Here is an 18,561-nt window from a genome sequence, read left to right on the forward strand (position 1 = left end):
ATAAAACTATTATCCTCTGGCGTTGGGATCGCTTAATTTTACGTAATCCCCAAGTTAATAATGATTGGGTAACAAGTATTAGTTTTAGTGCTGATAATAGTGCGATCGCTGGTGCAAGTCGAGATAAAACAATCCAAATCTGGAATCACAATGGTGAATTACTCAGAATACTCACAGGTCATAATGATCAAGTTTGGGGTGTAGCCTGGTCTCCTATCCACCCAGAAGCTGATAGAAACGAGAGTATTTTAGCTTCTGCTAGTAAGGATAAAACAGTAAAATTATGGGATCGCAATGGTAAATTACTAAAAACTTTACAGGGTCATACTGATGCTGTTCTAGCTGTATCATGGTCTCCTGATGGTAATATTTTAGCTTCTGCTAGTAAGGATAAAACAATTAAATTATGGAATCGCCATGGTAAATTACTAAAAACTTTACATGGTCATACTGATGCTGTTAATTGGGTAAGTTTTAGTCCTAATGGTAAATTATTAGCGTCAGTTAGTGATGACAAACTGGTGAAACTATGGACAAGTGATGGCAATCTAGTTAAAGATATCATTGGTCATACTCGCAGAGTCAACGGTGTAGCCTGGTCGCCTAATGGTGATGTTTTAGCTTCAGTTAGTCTGGATAGTACAGTGAAAATTTGGAATCAAAATGGCCAATTGAAAAAAACACTAATGGGATATGGTGATGGTTTTATTAGTGTTAACTTTAGTCCTGATGGTAAAATGCTGGCGGTAAGCAGTGATAATAAAATCAGGTTGTGGGATCAAGACGGTACTTTACTAATGGCTTTAAAAGGTGATGAAGAAGAATTAACTAGTGTCAGTTTTAGTCCTGATGGTAAAATGTTAGGGGCTGGTAGTGGTAAAGGTAATATCATTTTGCGGAATTTGTCAGATATTACATTAGAAAATTTACTGGAAAATAATTGCACCATATTAAAGGATTATTTGCTACACAATTTAAACATTAATAGAAAAGATGCCTACCGTGAGCAAAATTATCACACTTTATGTAAAAAAGATTAGGGAAGATGAGGAACGTTTCTACAGGGTTTGTTTTATGCAGCTTTATATAAACAGGACTTACGCACAAGTCACGAAAGAACGAACCACGAAGGAACGAAGGAACGAAGGAACGAAGGAACGAAGAAAAGAGGGTTTCAGAGATATTTTGCGTAAGTCCTAATAAAGTTGGGATGACATAATTCGTAATTAACAAATTAAAACTGAAAAATGACTATGCAAATTAATTTTTTACCTGATGATATTACTGTTAATGCTGAAGTAGGAGAACCGCTGTTAGATGTAGCAGAAAGAGCTGGGGTATCCATTCCTACTGGTTGTCTAATGGGAACTTGCCACGCTTGTACGGTAGAATTAGATGATGGGGAAATTGTTCGGGCTTGTATTACCGCAGTTCCACCGGGAAAAGAGAAATTAACTATCCATCTTTTTAGTGATCCAACTTGGTAATGATCTATGCAACAATCAACCTCTCACAACAACCAAGATTTTATTCGACAAATAGCTACTTTAGTGGCTATTGTTGGTGCTTTTGTGGTGAATATTGTCTCCAATATTTTTCCACTAAATGGACTGAGTATAGGGGCAATTTCTAACACTTTATTTCAAGATGTCTTAGTTATCCCCGCTAATTATGCTTTTGCTGTGTGGGGACTGATTTATTTAGGATTATTTGCTTTAGCAATTTATCAAGTTCTACCTAATCAAAAACAGGATGAAGATTTACGAAAAGTAGGATATTTGTTAGTTATTGCTTCTGTTTTTCAAAGTATTTGGGTATATTTATTTTTATCGAGACTTTTTACCCTTTCTGTTGTGGCCATGTTAGGTATTTTAGTACCGTTGATGGTTACTTATCATGTTTTAGGAATTGGGAAAAAGCGTGTATCTCGAACTAAAAAGTTTTGTTTACATTATCCTATTAGTATTTATCTGAGTTGGATTAGTGTCGCAACTGTGGTGAATGTCGCTTCGGCGCTGTATTTTTATGGTTGGAATGGTGGGGGAATTAATAATCAGGTATGGACGATTATTTTGCTGGTGATAGCCACTGCAATTGCGGCTGTGATTGTGTTTAGGTACAAGGATATTGCTTATGCTGGTGTGACAGTTTGGGCATTAATAGCGATCGCTGTTAAACATAGTAATATTGATGTATTGCGGAATTTTGCGATATTTTTGGCGGTTATGCTGGTTTTTGTGGCCATCATTAAAGGTATGAATTTACCTCACGCAGAGGCGCAGAGGCACAGAGAGTAAGAGTTTTATTACTACTTTCTTGTGTTTGTTTATTCTTCCAGAACCCCTTGATATATCAGTTAATTCAGTGATTTTCATGATTTTATATATTTTGTGAATTGATAAGGATCTCTGACTTTTTATGTAAGTTTGATAGATAAAAATTAGCCAGTTTCTGGAACAATAACTTTTGAATTCATTCAAAAGTTATATTGAGGTGACATAGCATTTCTTAGTCTAACAAGGTACAAAATTATCTGCGTTCATCTGCGTTTATCCTCTTCCATCTGCGGTTAATTCTTTTTTCTTGCACCTCACTAAAATGGGAATTGCTGTATCTATTAATACAAGTAGAATAACTGGGTAAGTAATTATTCATCAGTGAATTTTCCATTGGTACTTCTATAGCAGTACAGATCAATGTTGGAGTTCAAGTATTAACAAAAGATTGAGATGTATAATATGAATGTATAATGTTTGATTTTGTCACAAAACTTAAAAAAAAGAGGGAATATTCTGATATTTTGTATAAGATTAATAGGGTAGGCTTTTAAGAGGACAAAAAAATTTAATAGTGCAACCTTTTATTAAAAATTAGATTTAAAACTTAGAGGCGCAGATTTTTATCCTATGGCGAAGCGATCGCTCCAGGCATCATCTACGGGAATTCAACAGGCTAAAATAGCATTTGCGCGCAAGGGGTGGACGCAGGAAAATTTGTCTGTTGAAGTCAATTTAAAAACCCGGCAACCGATTTGGCGGTTTTTTAGTGGACAACCTATTGAGCGACTAACATTTATTGAAATTTGTTCGATATTAGAACTAGATTGGCGAGAGATTGCTACCGAACCACCAGCAGAATTTATAGACAGAGAAGAATCCACCCAGTCTTCTATCCTGGATATTGATAAATTAGTGGAACAAGTGCGATCGCAACGTTTTGACAAAATTCAAGACCAATGCGGCATTTTGCAGTTATTGGATATTAGTCGTCCTGTGGCGATCGATGACATATACGTAGATTTAAATATTCTGGAAGAAATTGCCAGTCAACAGTATTTAGAAATCACTGAACTGCAAAACCTTGATCCCAAGGAATTTGACCGTTTTGGCTTAGGTGAAACTAACCAAAGGCAAATATCTGGTATAGAAGCAGTGGAAACATACTCCAAGCTGAGAGTATTAGGCAAACCAGGCGTAGGTAAAACTACTTTTTTACAACATCTCGCCATTCAGTGTAACCAAGGTGCATTTGCAGCGAATCAAGTGCCGATTTTCATCACACTGAGAAATTTTGCGGAAGAATCTAAAGTCAGTAACGAGTTTAGCCTCTTAAATTATATCCAACGGGAGTTTATGACATCTGGGATTGCCGATCTCGCAGTTCTAGAAACCTTACTAAATGGGGGCAGAGTCTTACTCTTACTTGATGGGATGGATGAAGTTCTTAACCAACAAAGTAATGCTGTCTTAAGCGAAATTCGCAGATTTTCAGAGAAGTATCACAAAAATCATTTGGTAGCCACCTGTCGAACAGCAGCACAAAGACTCAGACTGAGGGGTTTTACTGATGTGGAAATTGCCCCGTTTACCTCAGAACAAATCCGAGCCTTCGCGCGAAAATGGTTTGTAGCCTTTACCAAAACCAACAGTGAAGATGGTCAAATTCAGTCCGTTGACTTTATTCACAAACTAGACTTAGCTGAAAATTGGCAATTTCGCCAACTTGTTGTCACACCCCTATTTCTACATCTTGCCTGTTGGGTATTTCACGGTCAAGAAAAATTTCCAACTAAGCGCACTGACTTTTATAAACAAGGTCTAGACCTGCTCTTAGGTAAATGGGATGAAGCTAGAGGTGTAGAAAGAGATGACGTTTATCGGGGATTTTTATTACCACAAAAGCTTAAATTACTGAGTCAAATTGCCGCAGCGACATTTGAGAAAGGTCAATACTTTTTTGAGCAACGTATCATTGAGCAATACATTGGTGACTATATTCAGAACCTAACCAAACTGCCAATGGATGCAGATGAACTGCAAATAGAAAGCGAAGCCGCGCTCAAGGCAATCGAATCTCAACACGGACTACTAGCAGAACGGGCGCGGGGAATTTTTTCCTTCTCCTATCTGGCGTTTCAAGAATACTTCACAGCCAGAAAAATCGTTGCCAGCTATAACCTCCAAGCATTAGAACAGGCGCTAGAAGGACTGGTAAGTCATATTACGGACCCGCACTGGCGAGAAATCTTTTTATTAACAGCTACCATGCTTCGGAGTGCAGACTCTTTGGTGCAGTTGATGAAGCAACAGATTGATGCTCTGGTTGCCCAAGACCCTTATTTACAAGAGTTTTTGACCTGGGCCAGCCAAAAATCGCGCACTATTCCCACCCAACCAAAAGATGCCGCAGTGCGGGCATTTTACCTGGCTTTGAGTCGGACTCCGCGCATAGCTCCTCATTTTGCTTTAGCCAGTAGCCTTGATCAAGGGATGTTTCTTGATGCGGCTTTAGATAACCTGCTGGTGGGCTGTGCAATTGATAAGAGCCAAGACTTTGCCCATTTCCATGTTTGTGCAGATGCACTCTCGAACATTCTGGGAATTGTTCTGGATCTTGGACTCTATAAATCTTTGCAACAACTCTCTGAGCAATTGCCCAATTCTAACCAAAATCAAGAACGGTTTCAGTTATGGTTTAAAACCAGCTATTCGGCCTGGGCTGAACAGTTAAGGTTAACGGTAACAAACTACCGCGATATTAACCACCAGTGGCAGTTTAGTGCTGACCAACAGCAAGTGTTGCAACGCTACTATGATGCCAATCAATTATTACTTGATTGTCTGCATAGTAATTGTGAGGTAACTGCTGCTATCAGACAGGAAATTGAAGCTACCTTATTGTTACCGCAGAAGGAACTTGAAGACCGAGAATGGCAATAACTGTATTGCCACAATTATTTTAAATAAGTTTTGTGTTGTGATTCATCAAGTCATTCATAAAATCAAACAGCACCAAATCATACTACAGGAGTAGGCAATTTTATAGACATCTCCAAAAAATAATGTAGGCACAATTCATGAATTACAGCATTTTTCATGTATTTGCACCACACGCAGATTTTTCTATTCCTTTCTTCCTTTGCGCCTTTGCGTGAGATATAAAATGTGGTTCATTTACCCGAAAATCGCTGTAATTGTCCCTACAAGGGTTTCAGAAAGCCCTATTTAATTTTTGGATATGTCTAATACACTCGATTGTAGGATTTATTATGGATACTAGAATTTCCTCTCCTTTTAAGGTTACAATTCTCGAAAATGTACAGATACTTGTTGTAGATAACGATGTTGACAGCGGATTGTTGTATAGTATTTTTTTAACAGGTTTTGGTGCAAATGTTATGGTATCTAGCTCTATCAAGGGAGCTTTAGAAATCCTGCATTGGTTTGTTCCTAATATCATCATTTGTGAAATTAGATTTTTAGGTGAAAGTGTGAGCAAATTGTTCAATAAATTAAGTCTGATGGCAACAAATAATATGAATGATATTCCCATTATTGTTACGTCCACTTGCAACACAAGTTTAATTAAGGAAATTACCGATATAGAGGTTGAAAGATATTTACTGAAACCATTTGATATCGATCACTTGATGATCATGGTGGTTAACTTATTATGGACTAGTAAAATAATTGATCAAATAGTAGAGAAAGATGTCTTGTTGGTACAAATATAAAGACTAGGAAAAATAGACCTTGACCAAAACAGAACGGAAGTAGGGGTAATTCAGGAATTACCTCTACACAGAAATCAGGTTTTGAGTTCAATCTTGCATAAGTCTTCAGCTTATGTAAAAAACCATTTTGGTGATATCATATCAGTTATGAAAATGAACGCTACTGAAAGAGACCAACCTTTAATTCTCATTGTTGACAATGCAGCATTTTATCGGAAAGAATTGCGACTTGTACTAGAACAGGAAGGATATCAAGTAGCCGAAGCCAAAAATGGCATAGAGGCAATAAATATTTTTCACAACCTGCATCCTGATTTAGTAATAATTGATGCCCTGATATCAGAGCTAGATGGGTTCGATTGTTGTCGAAACTTTTTGTCTGTTGAATCTAAAAAGTACATTCCAGTTTTTATGATTACAGTTCTTGATAATCAACATTCAATTGACCGTGCATTTGAAGTAGGTGTCACAGACTATTTGATCAAACCCATTCATTGGCCAATTTTGCAAAAACGGGTAAGATATTCGATTGAGCAATCTCGGTTACAGCAAAAACTTATTGCTGATAATCAACAATTAAAACTATTAGTTAATCTTGATGACTTAACTCAAGTGGCTAATCGGCGACGGTTTGAAGAGTATTTGTCCCTGGAATGGCAACGCCAAATTCGAGAACAACAGCCTATTTCTTTCATTCTCTGCGATGTTGATTGTTTCAAATCCTACAACGATACTTATGGTCATGTTTCAGGCGATCGCTGTCTTTATGAAATTGCTCAAACTATCAAAGATGTTGTGCAACGTCCTGCTGATTTAGTGGTTCGTTATGGTGGTGACGAATTTGCCGTAATTTTGCCGCAGACAAACCTAGAAGGGGCTGCTTACCTAGCTGAGAAAATTTGTTTGGCTGTACGCGCATTGGCGATTCCTCATCACAATTCACAAGTTAGTTCTCATGTCACCTTAACTGCTGGATTATCAACGGTAATTCCTCAGCCTAATTCTAGTTTTCAGGAAATAATTGCGGCTGCGGATGTATTGCTATATGAAGCAAAGGTAGCTGGACGCGATCGCAGCTTACCAGGAGTAAATGAGCGATCGTCAGAGCCAAAATTATCACAGCACGAACCAAGCCACAGCAGATAAAACCAATAATAAAGGCATCAACCAATCACCCCAACGCACATATAAAGTTTGGGTTTGACGAGGATAAATAGTTTCAGCATGGCTTTGATAGGTATCATAAGCCGATTTCCAGATAGTTTGCCCATGAGGATTAATAAATGCCGAATAACCTGTATTTGTTGCCCTTACAGCCCACCTATCAGTTTCAATTGCCCGCATGATATCCTGGGCATGATGTTGATCTGCCATTGCCGCAGTATAATGGGCATCATTGGAAGAACTGAGAATAAATTTCCCACCCATAGAAGCTTGATAACGGAAGTTTTCTGCAAAAGCAGATTCATAACAAATACCCACAATCACCCTACCAAAAGGAGTATCAAAAGTTTGATTAGCTGCACCATGAACTTGGTGTGATTCTAATGGTGATAAACGTTGAATAATCCCACCTAAAATATTTTCAAAAGGAATATATTCTCCTAAAGGAACAAGTTTAGATTTATCATAACGAGTGGTAACTTCCCCATTCCCTAGAACCGTAAATAAACTATTTGTATAACTACTTCCCTGTTCCCCAAAAGCACCTATCCAAGCGATTACACCCTTTTCTCGAATAGCAGCTAATAAAGCAGTTTGGGATAAATTACTAGAAAAAATAGGGATAGCAGCTTCCGGTGTCAAAACAGCTTGCACACCTTGATTAGTTAAATTTAAATATCCTTCCGTATAACCTGTAATCGCCCGCCGCAAACCTTCAGGACGAACCTTAATTTTATTAGGAATATTCCCTTGAATAACGCCAATTTTCAAAGCCGTACTTGGGGTTAAATTTAGGGGTGCAGTGTAGAGAATAAAGCCGACAAAATGAGAAATAATTAATAACGAAACAGCCAAATAAATAGTATTTCTTTCTTCCTTTGCGCCTTTGCGCCTTTGCGTGAGACATTCCGCAATTAACCCATTAAACGCCACAATCACCGCTGTAACAGCATTCGGTCCAGAAAGTTGCCCTAAATGTAAAATTACGAGATTATGCGGTGATTGAGTGTAAGCAAGAGAACTCCACCAAAGCGGACTGACACTCCAGAGGCTTTCTAAGCCACACCAAAGGGTTGTACCAAAGAGAACACGCAACCAAGGGTTTCCCTTATCTAGACGCACCATTAAAGCCGCCCAAACAGAGACTAAGATTCCCCCCCAAAGGCTAATAAATGCCCAACAAAGGAGAGTAATAGTCAGACTTGGTAAGAATGGGACTCCCAACCAATCCATTGGATGAATCCCTCTAATCCATGACAAAGCAACTCCGTGATAACCGATACCCCAAATTAGGGCAGGGAGCAGGGGGCAGGGGGCAGGGGGATCTATTTTAGATGTATAGTTAATAACTAATATCCACAAGGGGACAAGGGCAATCCAGGCTAAGAACCATGCACCAATAGGGGCGACGGTTGCCCCCATTAATATCCCACTGATGAATGATAAGGTGTAATAGGTGATGGGTTTGGAAATCTTATGCTGTCCGAGTTTGATCATTTTGTTTAATTTTAGACGTTGCTGAATAAGAGTATGTCTCACGCAGAGGCGCAGAGTCTCAGAGAGTTTCATGCTTCAATTCAGAAACGTCTAATTTTGAATGGTCTATTCTGCTTCTTCTAGTTCACCATTATCTCCTGTGTCGGGGGGAACAATTGCAACTCCGGTAATGGCATCATCTTCGTCTAGACGTTGCACTCTAACTCCGGTGGCTGATCTGGATTGGATAGAAATGGCATTGACCGCTTGACGAATGATGATACCGCGATTGGTGGCCATCATGATTTCTTCGTCGCTGTTGACAATTCGCAAGGTGGCTAATTTGTCTTTGGTTTTGCGGTTTTTGAATTTGGTAGCCATTAAACCTTGTCCGGCACGGTTTTGGAGTCGGAATTGAGAAACAGGAACACGCTTACCATAACCGCCCATGGTAATGACTAATACCCAGGGTCCAATACTGTTGGTATTGGTGACTTCTGCGATTTCTTCGCTATTTTCAATTTCTTCGCTATTTTCTACATTTTCGATTTCAGCGATTTCGGCGGTTTCTACAATTTCTTCAGTATTTTCGATTTCGGCGATTTCAAGGGTATTTTCGCCTTCTTCTATTTCCGCTTCTATGACAGAATCCAAGGTATCGAGAACAGCGGCTGGTAGAATATCCATGCCGATAAGTTCGTCTTTATTCTTGAGTTTCATGGATTTTACACCACGAGTGGCTCTACCAAGGGGACGCAGTTGATCATGAGTACAGCGGAAGTGAATGGCCATCCCTTGACGTGAACCAATTATGATGCTGTCTTCGACTCTAGCTCGTCTCACCCAGCGCAGTTGGTCGCCTTCTTCTAAGGATATGGCAATTAATCCGTTGGCGCGAATGTGGCTAAATGCTTCGAGGACGGTTTTTTTGATGTTACCGCCTTTGGTGAGCATGACGAGGTATTCTTCGCTGCTAAATTCGCTTACGGGGACTATGGAGGTAATTTTTTCTTCTTTGGGAATTGGTAACATTTGCACAATCGGTGTGCCTCGACTGGTGCGAGAACTGACGGGAATCTGATATGCTCTCAGGCAGTAGACGACACCGCGATCGCTAAAAAATAAGATACTATCATGGTCGCAGCAAGTTAGGAAATGCTCAATGGTATCATCATCTTTGACTTTCGCCCCGGCTTTACCTCTAGTAGCCCGGCTTTGGGATTCAAAGGTGTTAACGGGCATCCGTTTGATGTAACCTTGTTCGGTGACAAGAATAATTGCTTTTTCGTTAGCAATTAAGTCAATGTCATCTATATCTCCTTCCCCATGGGTAATTACTGTCCGTCGGGGTGTGGCAAAGCTAGTTTTGATTTGGGCGATTTCGGTTTGAATGATTTCTAGCACCCGTTCCCGTTTAGCTAAAATATCCAGTAAGTCGGCAATTTTAACTTGTAAATCTTCGTGTTCTAGGCGAATTTTATCAGCTTCTAAGGCTGTCAACCGCCGCAGTTGCATTTGCAAAATTGCGTCTGCTTGTACTTCCGAAAGTCCATAAGTGTTAATTAACTCACCTTTGGCTGTGGGTGCGTCTGGTGCATGACGAATTAAAACAATAATTGCATCTAACCGTGATAGGGCAATTAATAATCCTTGCAGGAGGTGATCTCGTTCCTCTGCTTTGCGGAGTTCGTAGCGCGTCCGGCGTTCAATGGAGAGAATGCGGAAATCTAGGAAGACGCTGAGGAAGCGTTTGAGGTTGAGGGTGAGGGGTTCACTGTTGACTAAAGCCAACATATTTGCCCCAAAGTTAGCCTGTAAAGGGGTTTGTTTATAAAGGTTATTTAAAACGACGCGGGGATAGGCATCACGTTTTAATTCTATGACGATTCTCATGCCGTCGCGATCGCTTTCGTCCCGGATATCTGCAATGCCATCAATGCGTTTATCATTTACCAATTCGGCAATTTTCTCAATTAATGCCGCTTTGTTGGTTTGATAAGGCAATTCGGTGATGATGATTGCTTCCCGTTCTGGACGGTTGCGTTGGGCGATGGTTTCAATATTGGCAACACCACGCATGGTAATTGAACCGCGTCCAGTGGTGTAAGCTTCTTTAATGCCACTGACTCCCAAAATCTGCGCCCCGGTAGGGAAGTCGGGACCGTGAATATACTGCATTAACTGAATATCAGTTATTTCGGGATTGTGAATTAGTGCTACTAACCCATCAATCAATTCTCCCAAGTTATGGGGGGGAATATTTGTAGCCATTCCCACAGCAATACCCGAAGAACCATTTAGCAATAGTTGGGGAATGCGGGAAGGTAAAACCGTGGGTTCTTGTTGAGAACCATCGAAGTTATCAGCAAAATCTACGGTTTCAGCTTCAATATCTTGGAGGAGGGCAATACTGGTTAAGGCGTGCAAGCGACATTCCGTGTACCGCATTGCCGCTGGAGGATCGTTGTCTACTGAACCAAAGTTACCATGTCCACTGATGAGAGGCGATCGCATGGAAAAATCCTGCGCCATCCGCACCAAAGCATCATACACTGCCGTGTCACCGTGAGGGTGATATTTACCCAAGACTTCCCCCACCACACGGGCGCATTTTCTAAAGGGGCGATCATGTAGTAAACCCAGTTCGTGCATAGCATAGAGGATGCGACGATGCACAGGTTTAAGACCATCCCTAGCATCTGGCAACGCCCGACCTACAATTACGCTCATGGCGTATTCTAGATAAGACCGCGACATTTCACCTCGCAAATCTGTCGGGATAATCCTCTCCTGTGAGGTTGTCATAAACTCCAAAACTCCAAAAAAATGTAGATTTTAGCCTTCAACTTGACAAAATACAAAATTATGTCAAATTAACTTTGAATAGTTGTCATATTTTGCTATAATTCTAACATATTGTCACCCAATTAGCACAAATACTATCCAATCTCCAAAAATAGTAAATTAGAAACTGAAAAGAAAAATTAAATCCGGAGTTATTAACTAATATTAAATATATATAATAATCCGGTTTGATTCCTAAATTTACTCGTAGAGGTAGGGAACAGAAAAGAAGAAATATAAGGTATAGTGGGTTTATATAGCTACGCCACGCCAGCTATATAAAATTAAATATGAGTCCTATAGAACTTATGCTAAACAATCAACCGGAAGAAAAATTTAATGATCAAAAAATCAATGTATTTTATAAAAAAATCGCTTAAAACAAATTTTAAAAATGAAACCAGACAGCATATTTTACCGATTATTTCCAGAAATACCCAGTATATTTTTTAAACTTATTGGAAACTCTCCCCAACTAGCCGAACTTCATCAATTTGCATCAATTGAAGTCAAACAAACAGCCTTTAGATTAGTTGGAGTTTTTTCCTAAGCAGGAGCAGGGAGAGGAGACTGGGTGCAAGCCCTGCGCCCCTACTAACTTCTGACTGGGCGCTGGCGCTGCACCCCTACTATAAATTTTCTAACTAATGTTATCTACAATTTGCATAACAGAGTACAATTTAATACCATTAGCTAGATCAAACTTCTACTCTGGCAAGAAAGATCAAAAGTTAGTTGATTTCCACAGCAGTAGCCGTGTTGTTTTCCCATTATTTTCAGCTACAACAGAAGAAAGCTTATGTTACCAAAATCCAGCACTGATTTACTTATTTCAGAAGCATCTGATAGCGCCAACGCAGCGTTAGCTATAGATATCGTTAGTAATGAGCCTTGGTCAATAGAAACCTATGCTGAAGGCTTAATGGATGAACTTTTTAGTGATATTGACAACATTTTAGATGGTCGAAGTCAGCGGAATTACTATAGTTCCAAGAACGAATATGTCCCTGTGCAAACCATGAAATTTACAATGCCTGATGTGGTTTTGCCTTCTACACTCAATCATTCATTACAGTCCGCTGCACCAATTAAAAACGTACAAACTACAACACTAGTAGTTAATCCCCCCTCTGTCAGGGCAATTACTACTCAAGATCAACCACAAACGGGTGGTATAAGTAAACTAATATTCATGGGATTAGGCTTAACTGCGGCTACCTTGGGTATGCTCTATTTAACGGAGTCTGGTTTATTAACTACTTTAACAACCCAATTAACTTCCCCTAATTTGCCAAATACCCAGATTCCATCACCTGTGTCTGTGAAAACAGATCCTCAGTTAGATTTAGTCAATTATATGTTGGAGGCCTTGGCAGTTATAGAACAACAAGGAGCAACCAATTACAAAACAACTGTTAAAGCCGGATTTCCTCCTGTTAATCTTAACCAAACAACTGGCTTACCATTACCAAATACTCAACCAACTGAGACTTTACCTTTACCTGTAGCAGCTAACAGTCGCTTAAATCCTCCCAATGTGGTTGAGCGGATATATATTCCAGTTTATCAGTCTCCAGTACCCCGTTATCAAGTACCAACTGTTCCCGCAGTTCCCATACCACCGTCTTCATCTTCAGGGGTGAATAATCTTCCTAATAAGACTGCCCAACCAGCAACTAAACCAACAACGAATACTACACAGGTTAACCTCAACCCAGTTACAGTCAATCCTCAACCGTTGAAAGTCGCACCACCAAAATTACCGACTATTGCCCCACCAGCGCAAGAAGCTGTTAATACACCACCACAGGTTTACTCACCTACCTATTCTGCACAGTTGGAAGGATTATTGGAGTTGGGTAATAAATCTGTAGCTTTGTTTAAAGTTGATGGTATCAGTCGCCGGATTAATTTAGGTGAAAATATTGGTGCTACAGGTTGGACCTTAGTAGAAGTTAGTAATGGTGAAGCTATTATTCGTCGTAACGGTGAGGTGCGATCTATTTATACAGGACAAAAACTTTAATTTGGGGTTGCTGATGGGGCATTGAGAAATAATATACTAGGCGAGAAGCAGCTATAATTTTCATGAAAAAATCTCATGATTATTTACTGCCGTTATGCGCTTATTTATACAGAAAAAGCTGGCGCAGGTTGGCTTGTCTGATCACACCCGCAGCATTTCTGATGGGCTTGTTGCTTTCCATAATTGGTTATTTCTACCCATAGATATTGCTTCCCTGGTTTACTTTCGGATTGTGTTCGGTGCAATCATGCTTTGGGAAGTTTGGCGCTACTTTAATAATGGCTGGATTAAACGCTACTGGATTGATCCACCCTTTAATTTTACCTATTACGGCTTTGACTGGGTAAAACCTTTACCTGAAAACGGTATGTATGTGCTGTTTGTCGTGTTAGGAATATTAGCATTTTTTATCACAATTGGATTTAAATACCGAGTTAGTGCGGCTCTATTTTTTGTGGGCTTTACGTACACTTTTCTGCTAGAGCAAGCGCGATATCTTAACCATTTTTATCTGGTATGTCTGCTGAGTTTTCTGCTCATTTTTTTACCGGCTAACCGAGCCTTTTCGATTGATGCTCGACAGCGCCCAGAAATTTACTCTGATACTATTCCGGCCTGGCCGATTTGGCTGCTTCGCGTTCAGATTGGCATTGTTTATTTTTATGCAGCGATCGCCAAAATAAATCCTGATTGGTTACTGCACGCCCAACCGATGACAATGTGGTTATCATCCCGAACCGATTTTCCGATCATCGGGCAGTATTTCACGGAATCATGGATGGTGTATCTTCTTAGCTACGGTGGTTTTCTCTTAGATTTACTGGTTTTTCCCTGTCTGCTGTGGCGACGAACGCGGTTAGTTGCTTTTGTGTTTGCTGTAATTTTTCATTTAATGAATTTCCGGTTGTTTTCCATCGGCATTTTTCCTTGGCTGATGATTGCGTCTACAGCTATCTTCTTCAACCCTGACTTTCCTCGACGCTTAATGAAACGTTGGTGGACTGTCAAACAGTGTCATCCAACTCCACTCATCAAACCAAAATATTTGCGCTGGTGGCGAGCCAATACCTGCGCTTTATTAAGCATATATCTGATACTACAAATTCTCATTCCTTTCCGTCACTTTCTTTATCCAGGAAACGTTAATTGGACCTATGAAGGGCATCGCTTTTCGTGGCACATGAAACTATTGAGTAAGCGGGGAGATATACAGTTTTTTGTCACTGATCCTATTGAAAATCAAACCTGGGAGTTTGATCCAGACAATTATCTGGCTCGCTGGCAGGTTCGCACTATGGTGGGACGACCAGATATGATTTTACAATTCAGCCATCATCTTGCAGATGAACTACGCGCCGCCGGATATGCACAAATTGAGGTGAGAGTACGATCAGAGTTATCGCTAAATGGGCGTAATCCCCAATTATTCATTGATCCAGGGGTTGATCTTGTCACTCAACGGCGTTCTTTAAAACCTTCATCATGGATTTTGCCATTAACTGAAACACTTCCAATCAAGTGATTGCGATTATTGTATTTGTGTTAAAAAATACTTGATTGATAGCAAGATGTAGAGATGTTTCCTTCATACGTCTCTACTTTTTTGTATAGCTTTTATCCCACATTTTGGATTTTATCCAAATAGATACCGTTATATCAAGGCAGGATAAAATAATTGGATATAAATTTAAAGCTTGTAATAAGATTATAGTGTTTAGGTAAAACCCACATTTACATGAGGACTATATATTAGTTAAACTAAGTATCTATATTCATTAAGATCATTAATCTAGTTAAGAGGATTTTTGATCAAAATTTTCACAAAAAGTAACTTCAAATACATAAAAAAATTGTAATTATGTCAACACTACGCCCTTCATTATATTCCCAAACTCCATCTAAACCCAATAAAATGAGAAATTCTCATAATGTTATGGAATTATTAGTAGTAGAGGAAGTGGAAAAGCAAATCCAATTATTACCCATTAAAGCTGCCAGATATATCAAAACACCAGATGTAGTGGCCTATGCTTTAAATCGCCTGCCTTCTTTGTATGCAACTAGTAGAAAAGGTTGGCAAAGACAGTTACATCGCGCTAAAACAGAGTTTAATCAACAAATTAATAAAGCAGTACAGCAAGGGATTATCGCTGTGCAGAGAGATCCTTTGCGGATTAGTGATCTGATTTATTCTACAGAAGAGAATGGAGAAATTAATCAGATTGCAAATGCGGCATTAGAAAAATTAAAAGTTGTGCTGGGACGGGAAGATTTATCATGGGAAAATTTACCTAATATTGTGGAGCATACATTAACATCCAAAAAAGCGACATCCACAGGTACAAATAATTATAATCGTTCACGCCACAGCACAGATCACTGGGAAACTTATCGTTATTAATTTAAATTGCCAGTTAAGCTAGGGATTATACTTAGAGATGGGTTAACAGCCTAAAAATAAGGTAAAATCTCCTAATTTGAGATGCAATACAAGATGTTGACAGGGAAAAACAGGAAGAGCCTCCAGGTATTTGCAGGTGTATTTTGTGCGATCGCTACAATAGCCGAAGGTATCGTTCTCAAGCCGTTTTTTGGCGTTAATAGCTCTGTACAAGCCGCAGATACAGTTGTAATTCGCTACGGACCTTTAGCAGAATCCGTATCACTGGATGAGTTAAAAGAGTCGGTGCAAACTGGCAAATTACCAGCTAGTTTAGGAATTTACACCAAAAGAATGACCGAAGAGCAACGTCGCTTCTTTCTGGAAGGCTTAAAAGCCAAAGTACCCATAAATGTGGTGACGTTAGATAAATTAATCAATACCCAAATTGGGACAACAATTCTCGGTGATATCTCCACCGCTATTACCCGTCGAGATCAAGCTGGAATACAAGCTATGAGAGCGGGATTAATTTTAGGTGCTACTTCTCCACAGGGTTTATCTGCACTGAGTTTTATTGCGGCCTATCCCAGTCAACGCCTAGAAATTGATTTACCCCAAACTATCAATGTCCTCAAGGGTTTGAACAGTGCTTTTTTCCGCACCCAGCAGTTTATGTTGGCGATTTCTCCTCAACTTAACCCCAGAGATGTCAAAGTTACTTATTCTCTAGATCCCACACAACCAGGAAGCGCACAGGTACAAACAATTACCTTAGAGTTAAATGATCAAAAGCGTCAACGACAAATTCCTCTAGATATTTATTGGTCAACTGCTATCAGTACAAACAAACCTGTAATTGTCTTTTCTCACGGTTTGGGTTCAGTGGGAACTGACTTGCGTTACTTAGCAAAACATCTGGCTTCCCATGGTTATGTAGTTGCAGCTTTAGAACATCCAGGAAGTAACGAAACCAGTAGCAACGCAGCTTTTAACGGTAAAAAGCGGCTGGTTGAACCCCAAGAATTTTTAGACCGTCCGCGTGATATCAGTTTTATACTTGATGAATTAGAAAAACTTAATCAAACAGCTAATAATCCCTTACAGGGTAAACTAGCAACTAATAACGTCATGATTGTGGGTCATTCCTTTGGTGGAGGAACGGCTTTAGCATTAGCTGGAGGTGAATTACAAATTGACAGCCTCAAACAAAAGTGTCAGCAGAACTTAGCTCAGGCCAGCTTGGGAGCAGCACTACAATGTGTAGCGCAAGAGTTACCTGAAACAACCTATCAACTGCGAGATGAGAGAATTAAACAAGCGATCGCTCTCAATCCTGTATCATCTTTAATGTTTGGTGAAACTGGTTTAGCAAAGGTGCAAATCCCCACATTAATTTTAGCTAGTTCGGCTGATAAAACTACTCCCGCATTAACCGAGCAAGTAATTGGCTTTACCAAAATTCGTTCCCCCAAATGGTTAGTAGGTGTCATTGGTGCTTCTCATTTGAGTGTCAAAGATCCTGATTTTACCGTAGATCAAAGTAACATCCCCAATACACCGATATTGAGTAGAGAAGTAACCGGAGAACAAGCCAAAGATGTGCGGAATTTTCTCAATGGTATCACCTTAGCAATGGCCGCACAATTAACCCCCGAAGCTAGTCAATATGCGCCTTTTCTGACTTCTGACTATGCTCAAATTGCGTCAACTCGGCTATTTCCATTTCGGATAGTCCGGGAACTTCCCCCAGAAATTATGGAAATGATGCAAAGTATGACAGGGAATAGGTGACAGGTGACAGGGAATAGGTAGAAAAATAAAAAGGCTTGGAGGGTAAACCAAGCCCCAACTTCACTCAGGGTAAAATATATATTCCATATTAGAGATTATTTATATTTTAGGAATCCTTCTCAAGAGAGAATGTTCAAACTTTGCGCCGGAAGCGGGAAACAAATTCATGCTTTTATTTACCAACACTAACTAAGGTTTTATTTCCCAAACTTTAATAGATTTATCACCACTACCGCTATATAACCCACATTCCGCAGATGTAACTCAGATTATTGATATTTTTGAAAAATCCCAGCCAGGAAAATTTTATTTACCTAATTTTTCTGGTTGAGTTTAACTTTATCTACCAAAAAATAGAGAATATTACCGAAATTAATTTCGCTAGGTTTTAAAATAGATTCTCTCTCTCAATTAAAATAGTCATTTCGGCTTAAATAAACATGACAATTACAGCAAAAAATATTTTCACTCTTTGCTAAAAATTTCTATTTACTAATTTTATCGATCACTATCTACATCTTTTTTGGTCTAATAAACTCTCATCAAATAATTAGATAATATTTACTACAACTCCTTCCTAAATACCTGACAATCTTTTCACGTTCCTCCGTTAAATTGCTCATTTGTTTTTGTCCATTTATGATTACCAAATGTACAGCCTGAAACATCTGAAATACCCACCTCATTGTCGGTTTATTTGTGATTTTATTGACTTGATTTCTAATCCCATCATCAAATTTAGCTAATTCTTGCCTTAATTTTCTTTGTGCAAGATTATAGACTAACAAGCACAATCCCATTATCATTGCTATTGATTCTACTCTTTCAGGAGTTTTTACAAATACGCTTGATGTAAAAAACAAC

11 protein-coding genes and 3 pseudogenes are annotated in these 18,561 nt (G+C 39.3%); 11 read left to right on the plus strand and 3 right to left on the minus strand.

Annotation, left to right across the window (positions count from 1 at the left end; all coding sequences use genetic code 11):
• The 6 genes and pseudogenes from FJR38_RS28050 to FJR38_RS02700 all read left to right on the plus strand — a co-directional run.
• Positions 1 to 1,040: pseudogene (locus FJR38_RS28050) on the plus strand (WD40 repeat domain-containing protein); the annotation flags it as partial.
• A 207-nt stretch (positions 1,041 to 1,247) separates the two neighbouring features.
• Positions 1,248 to 1,487: a 2Fe-2S iron-sulfur cluster binding domain-containing protein gene (locus FJR38_RS02680; RefSeq protein WP_168493762.1), complete on the plus strand. Its 240-nt coding sequence runs from the start codon at positions 1,248 to 1,250 to the stop codon at positions 1,485 to 1,487.
• Between the two features lie 6 nt (positions 1,488 to 1,493).
• Positions 1,494 to 2,297 (plus strand): tryptophan-rich sensory protein, encoded by an 804-nt coding sequence (locus tag FJR38_RS02685; protein ID WP_168535229.1) that lies wholly within the window; start codon positions 1,494 to 1,496, stop codon positions 2,295 to 2,297.
• 609 nt (positions 2,298 to 2,906) lie between these two features.
• Entirely contained in the window at positions 2,907 to 5,219 is a 2,313-nt protein-coding gene (locus FJR38_RS02690) for an NACHT domain-containing NTPase (RefSeq protein ID WP_168535230.1), read from the plus strand.
• A 329-nt stretch (positions 5,220 to 5,548) separates the two neighbouring features.
• Positions 5,549 to 6,013 carry a response regulator gene (locus tag FJR38_RS02695; protein WP_168535231.1) on the plus strand — a complete coding sequence of 155 codons (465 nt, stop codon included), beginning with the start codon at positions 5,549 to 5,551 and terminating at the stop codon, positions 6,011 to 6,013.
• Between the two features lie 153 nt (positions 6,014 to 6,166).
• On the plus strand, positions 6,167 to 7,159 hold the full coding sequence (locus tag FJR38_RS02700) for a PleD family two-component system response regulator (protein WP_168535232.1): 993 nt from the start codon (positions 6,167 to 6,169) through the stop codon (positions 7,157 to 7,159).
• Here FJR38_RS02700 and lnt read toward each other — a convergent pair.
• A complete protein-coding gene (lnt, locus tag FJR38_RS02705; protein WP_168535234.1) occupies positions 7,130 to 8,674 on the minus strand; it encodes an apolipoprotein N-acyltransferase in 1,545 nt (514 codons plus the stop codon). The genes FJR38_RS02700 and lnt overlap by 30 nt on opposite strands.
• A gap of 105 nt (positions 8,675 to 8,779) precedes the next feature.
• Positions 8,780 to 11,458, minus strand: a complete 2,679-nt coding sequence (gyrA, locus tag FJR38_RS02710; RefSeq protein WP_168535236.1) for a DNA gyrase subunit A — start codon at positions 11,456 to 11,458, stop codon at positions 8,780 to 8,782.
• A gap of 433 nt (positions 11,459 to 11,891) precedes the next feature.
• Between gyrA and FJR38_RS02715 the strand changes: the two are divergent.
• The 5 genes and pseudogenes from FJR38_RS02715 to FJR38_RS02735 form a co-directional block, all read left to right on the plus strand.
• A pseudogene (locus tag FJR38_RS02715) lies at positions 11,892 to 12,041 on the plus strand (DUF2887 domain-containing protein); the annotation flags it as partial.
• A 255-nt stretch (positions 12,042 to 12,296) separates the two neighbouring features.
• Entirely contained in the window at positions 12,297 to 13,523 is a 1,227-nt protein-coding gene (locus FJR38_RS02720; protein WP_168535238.1) for a hypothetical protein, read from the plus strand.
• Positions 13,524 to 13,656: 133 nt separating this feature from the next.
• Entirely contained in the window at positions 13,657 to 15,045 is a 1,389-nt protein-coding gene (locus FJR38_RS02725; protein ID WP_217359969.1) for an HTTM domain-containing protein, read from the plus strand.
• A gap of 336 nt (positions 15,046 to 15,381) precedes the next feature.
• Entirely contained in the window at positions 15,382 to 15,924 is a 543-nt protein-coding gene (locus FJR38_RS02730; protein WP_168493744.1) for a late competence development ComFB family protein, read from the plus strand.
• Between the two features lie 81 nt (positions 15,925 to 16,005).
• Positions 16,006 to 17,697 (plus strand): alpha/beta hydrolase, encoded by a 1,692-nt coding sequence (locus FJR38_RS02735; protein ID WP_254449324.1) that lies wholly within the window; start codon positions 16,006 to 16,008, stop codon positions 17,695 to 17,697.
• 542 nt (positions 17,698 to 18,239) lie between these two features.
• Here FJR38_RS02735 and FJR38_RS27645 read toward each other — a convergent pair.
• Positions 18,240 to 18,561: pseudogene (locus FJR38_RS27645) on the minus strand (IS1634 family transposase); the annotation flags it as partial.

Origin of the sequence: Anabaena sp. UHCC 0253 (genome assembly GCF_009712085.1) — a bacterium.
GTDB lineage: Bacteria > Cyanobacteriota > Cyanobacteriia > Cyanobacteriales > Nostocaceae > Dolichospermum.

Bases quoted from the DNA above. Each gene is read 5' to 3' on its own strand.
- FJR38_RS02700 (WP_168535232.1), top strand. From the start codon at position 6,167: ATGAACGCTACTGAAAGAGACCAACCTTTAATTCTCATTGTTGACAAT.
- FJR38_RS02685 (WP_168535229.1), top strand. From the start codon at position 1,494: ATGCAACAATCAACCTCTCACAACAACCAAGATTTTATTCGACAAATA.
- FJR38_RS02690 (WP_168535230.1), top strand. From the start codon at position 2,907: ATGGCGAAGCGATCGCTCCAGGCATCATCTACGGGAATTCAACAGGCT.
- lnt (WP_168535234.1), bottom strand. From the start codon at position 8,674: ATGATCAAACTCGGACAGCATAAGATTTCCAAACCCATCACCTATTAC.
- FJR38_RS02730 (WP_168493744.1), top strand. From the start codon at position 15,382: ATGTCAACACTACGCCCTTCATTATATTCCCAAACTCCATCTAAACCC.
- FJR38_RS02735 (WP_254449324.1), top strand. From the start codon at position 16,006: ATGCAATACAAGATGTTGACAGGGAAAAACAGGAAGAGCCTCCAGGTA.
- gyrA (WP_168535236.1), bottom strand. From the start codon at position 11,458: ATGACAACCTCACAGGAGAGGATTATCCCGACAGATTTGCGAGGTGAA.
- FJR38_RS02695 (WP_168535231.1), top strand. From the start codon at position 5,549: ATGGATACTAGAATTTCCTCTCCTTTTAAGGTTACAATTCTCGAAAAT.
- FJR38_RS02680 (WP_168493762.1), top strand. From the start codon at position 1,248: ATGACTATGCAAATTAATTTTTTACCTGATGATATTACTGTTAATGCT.
- FJR38_RS02720 (WP_168535238.1), top strand. From the start codon at position 12,297: ATGTTACCAAAATCCAGCACTGATTTACTTATTTCAGAAGCATCTGAT.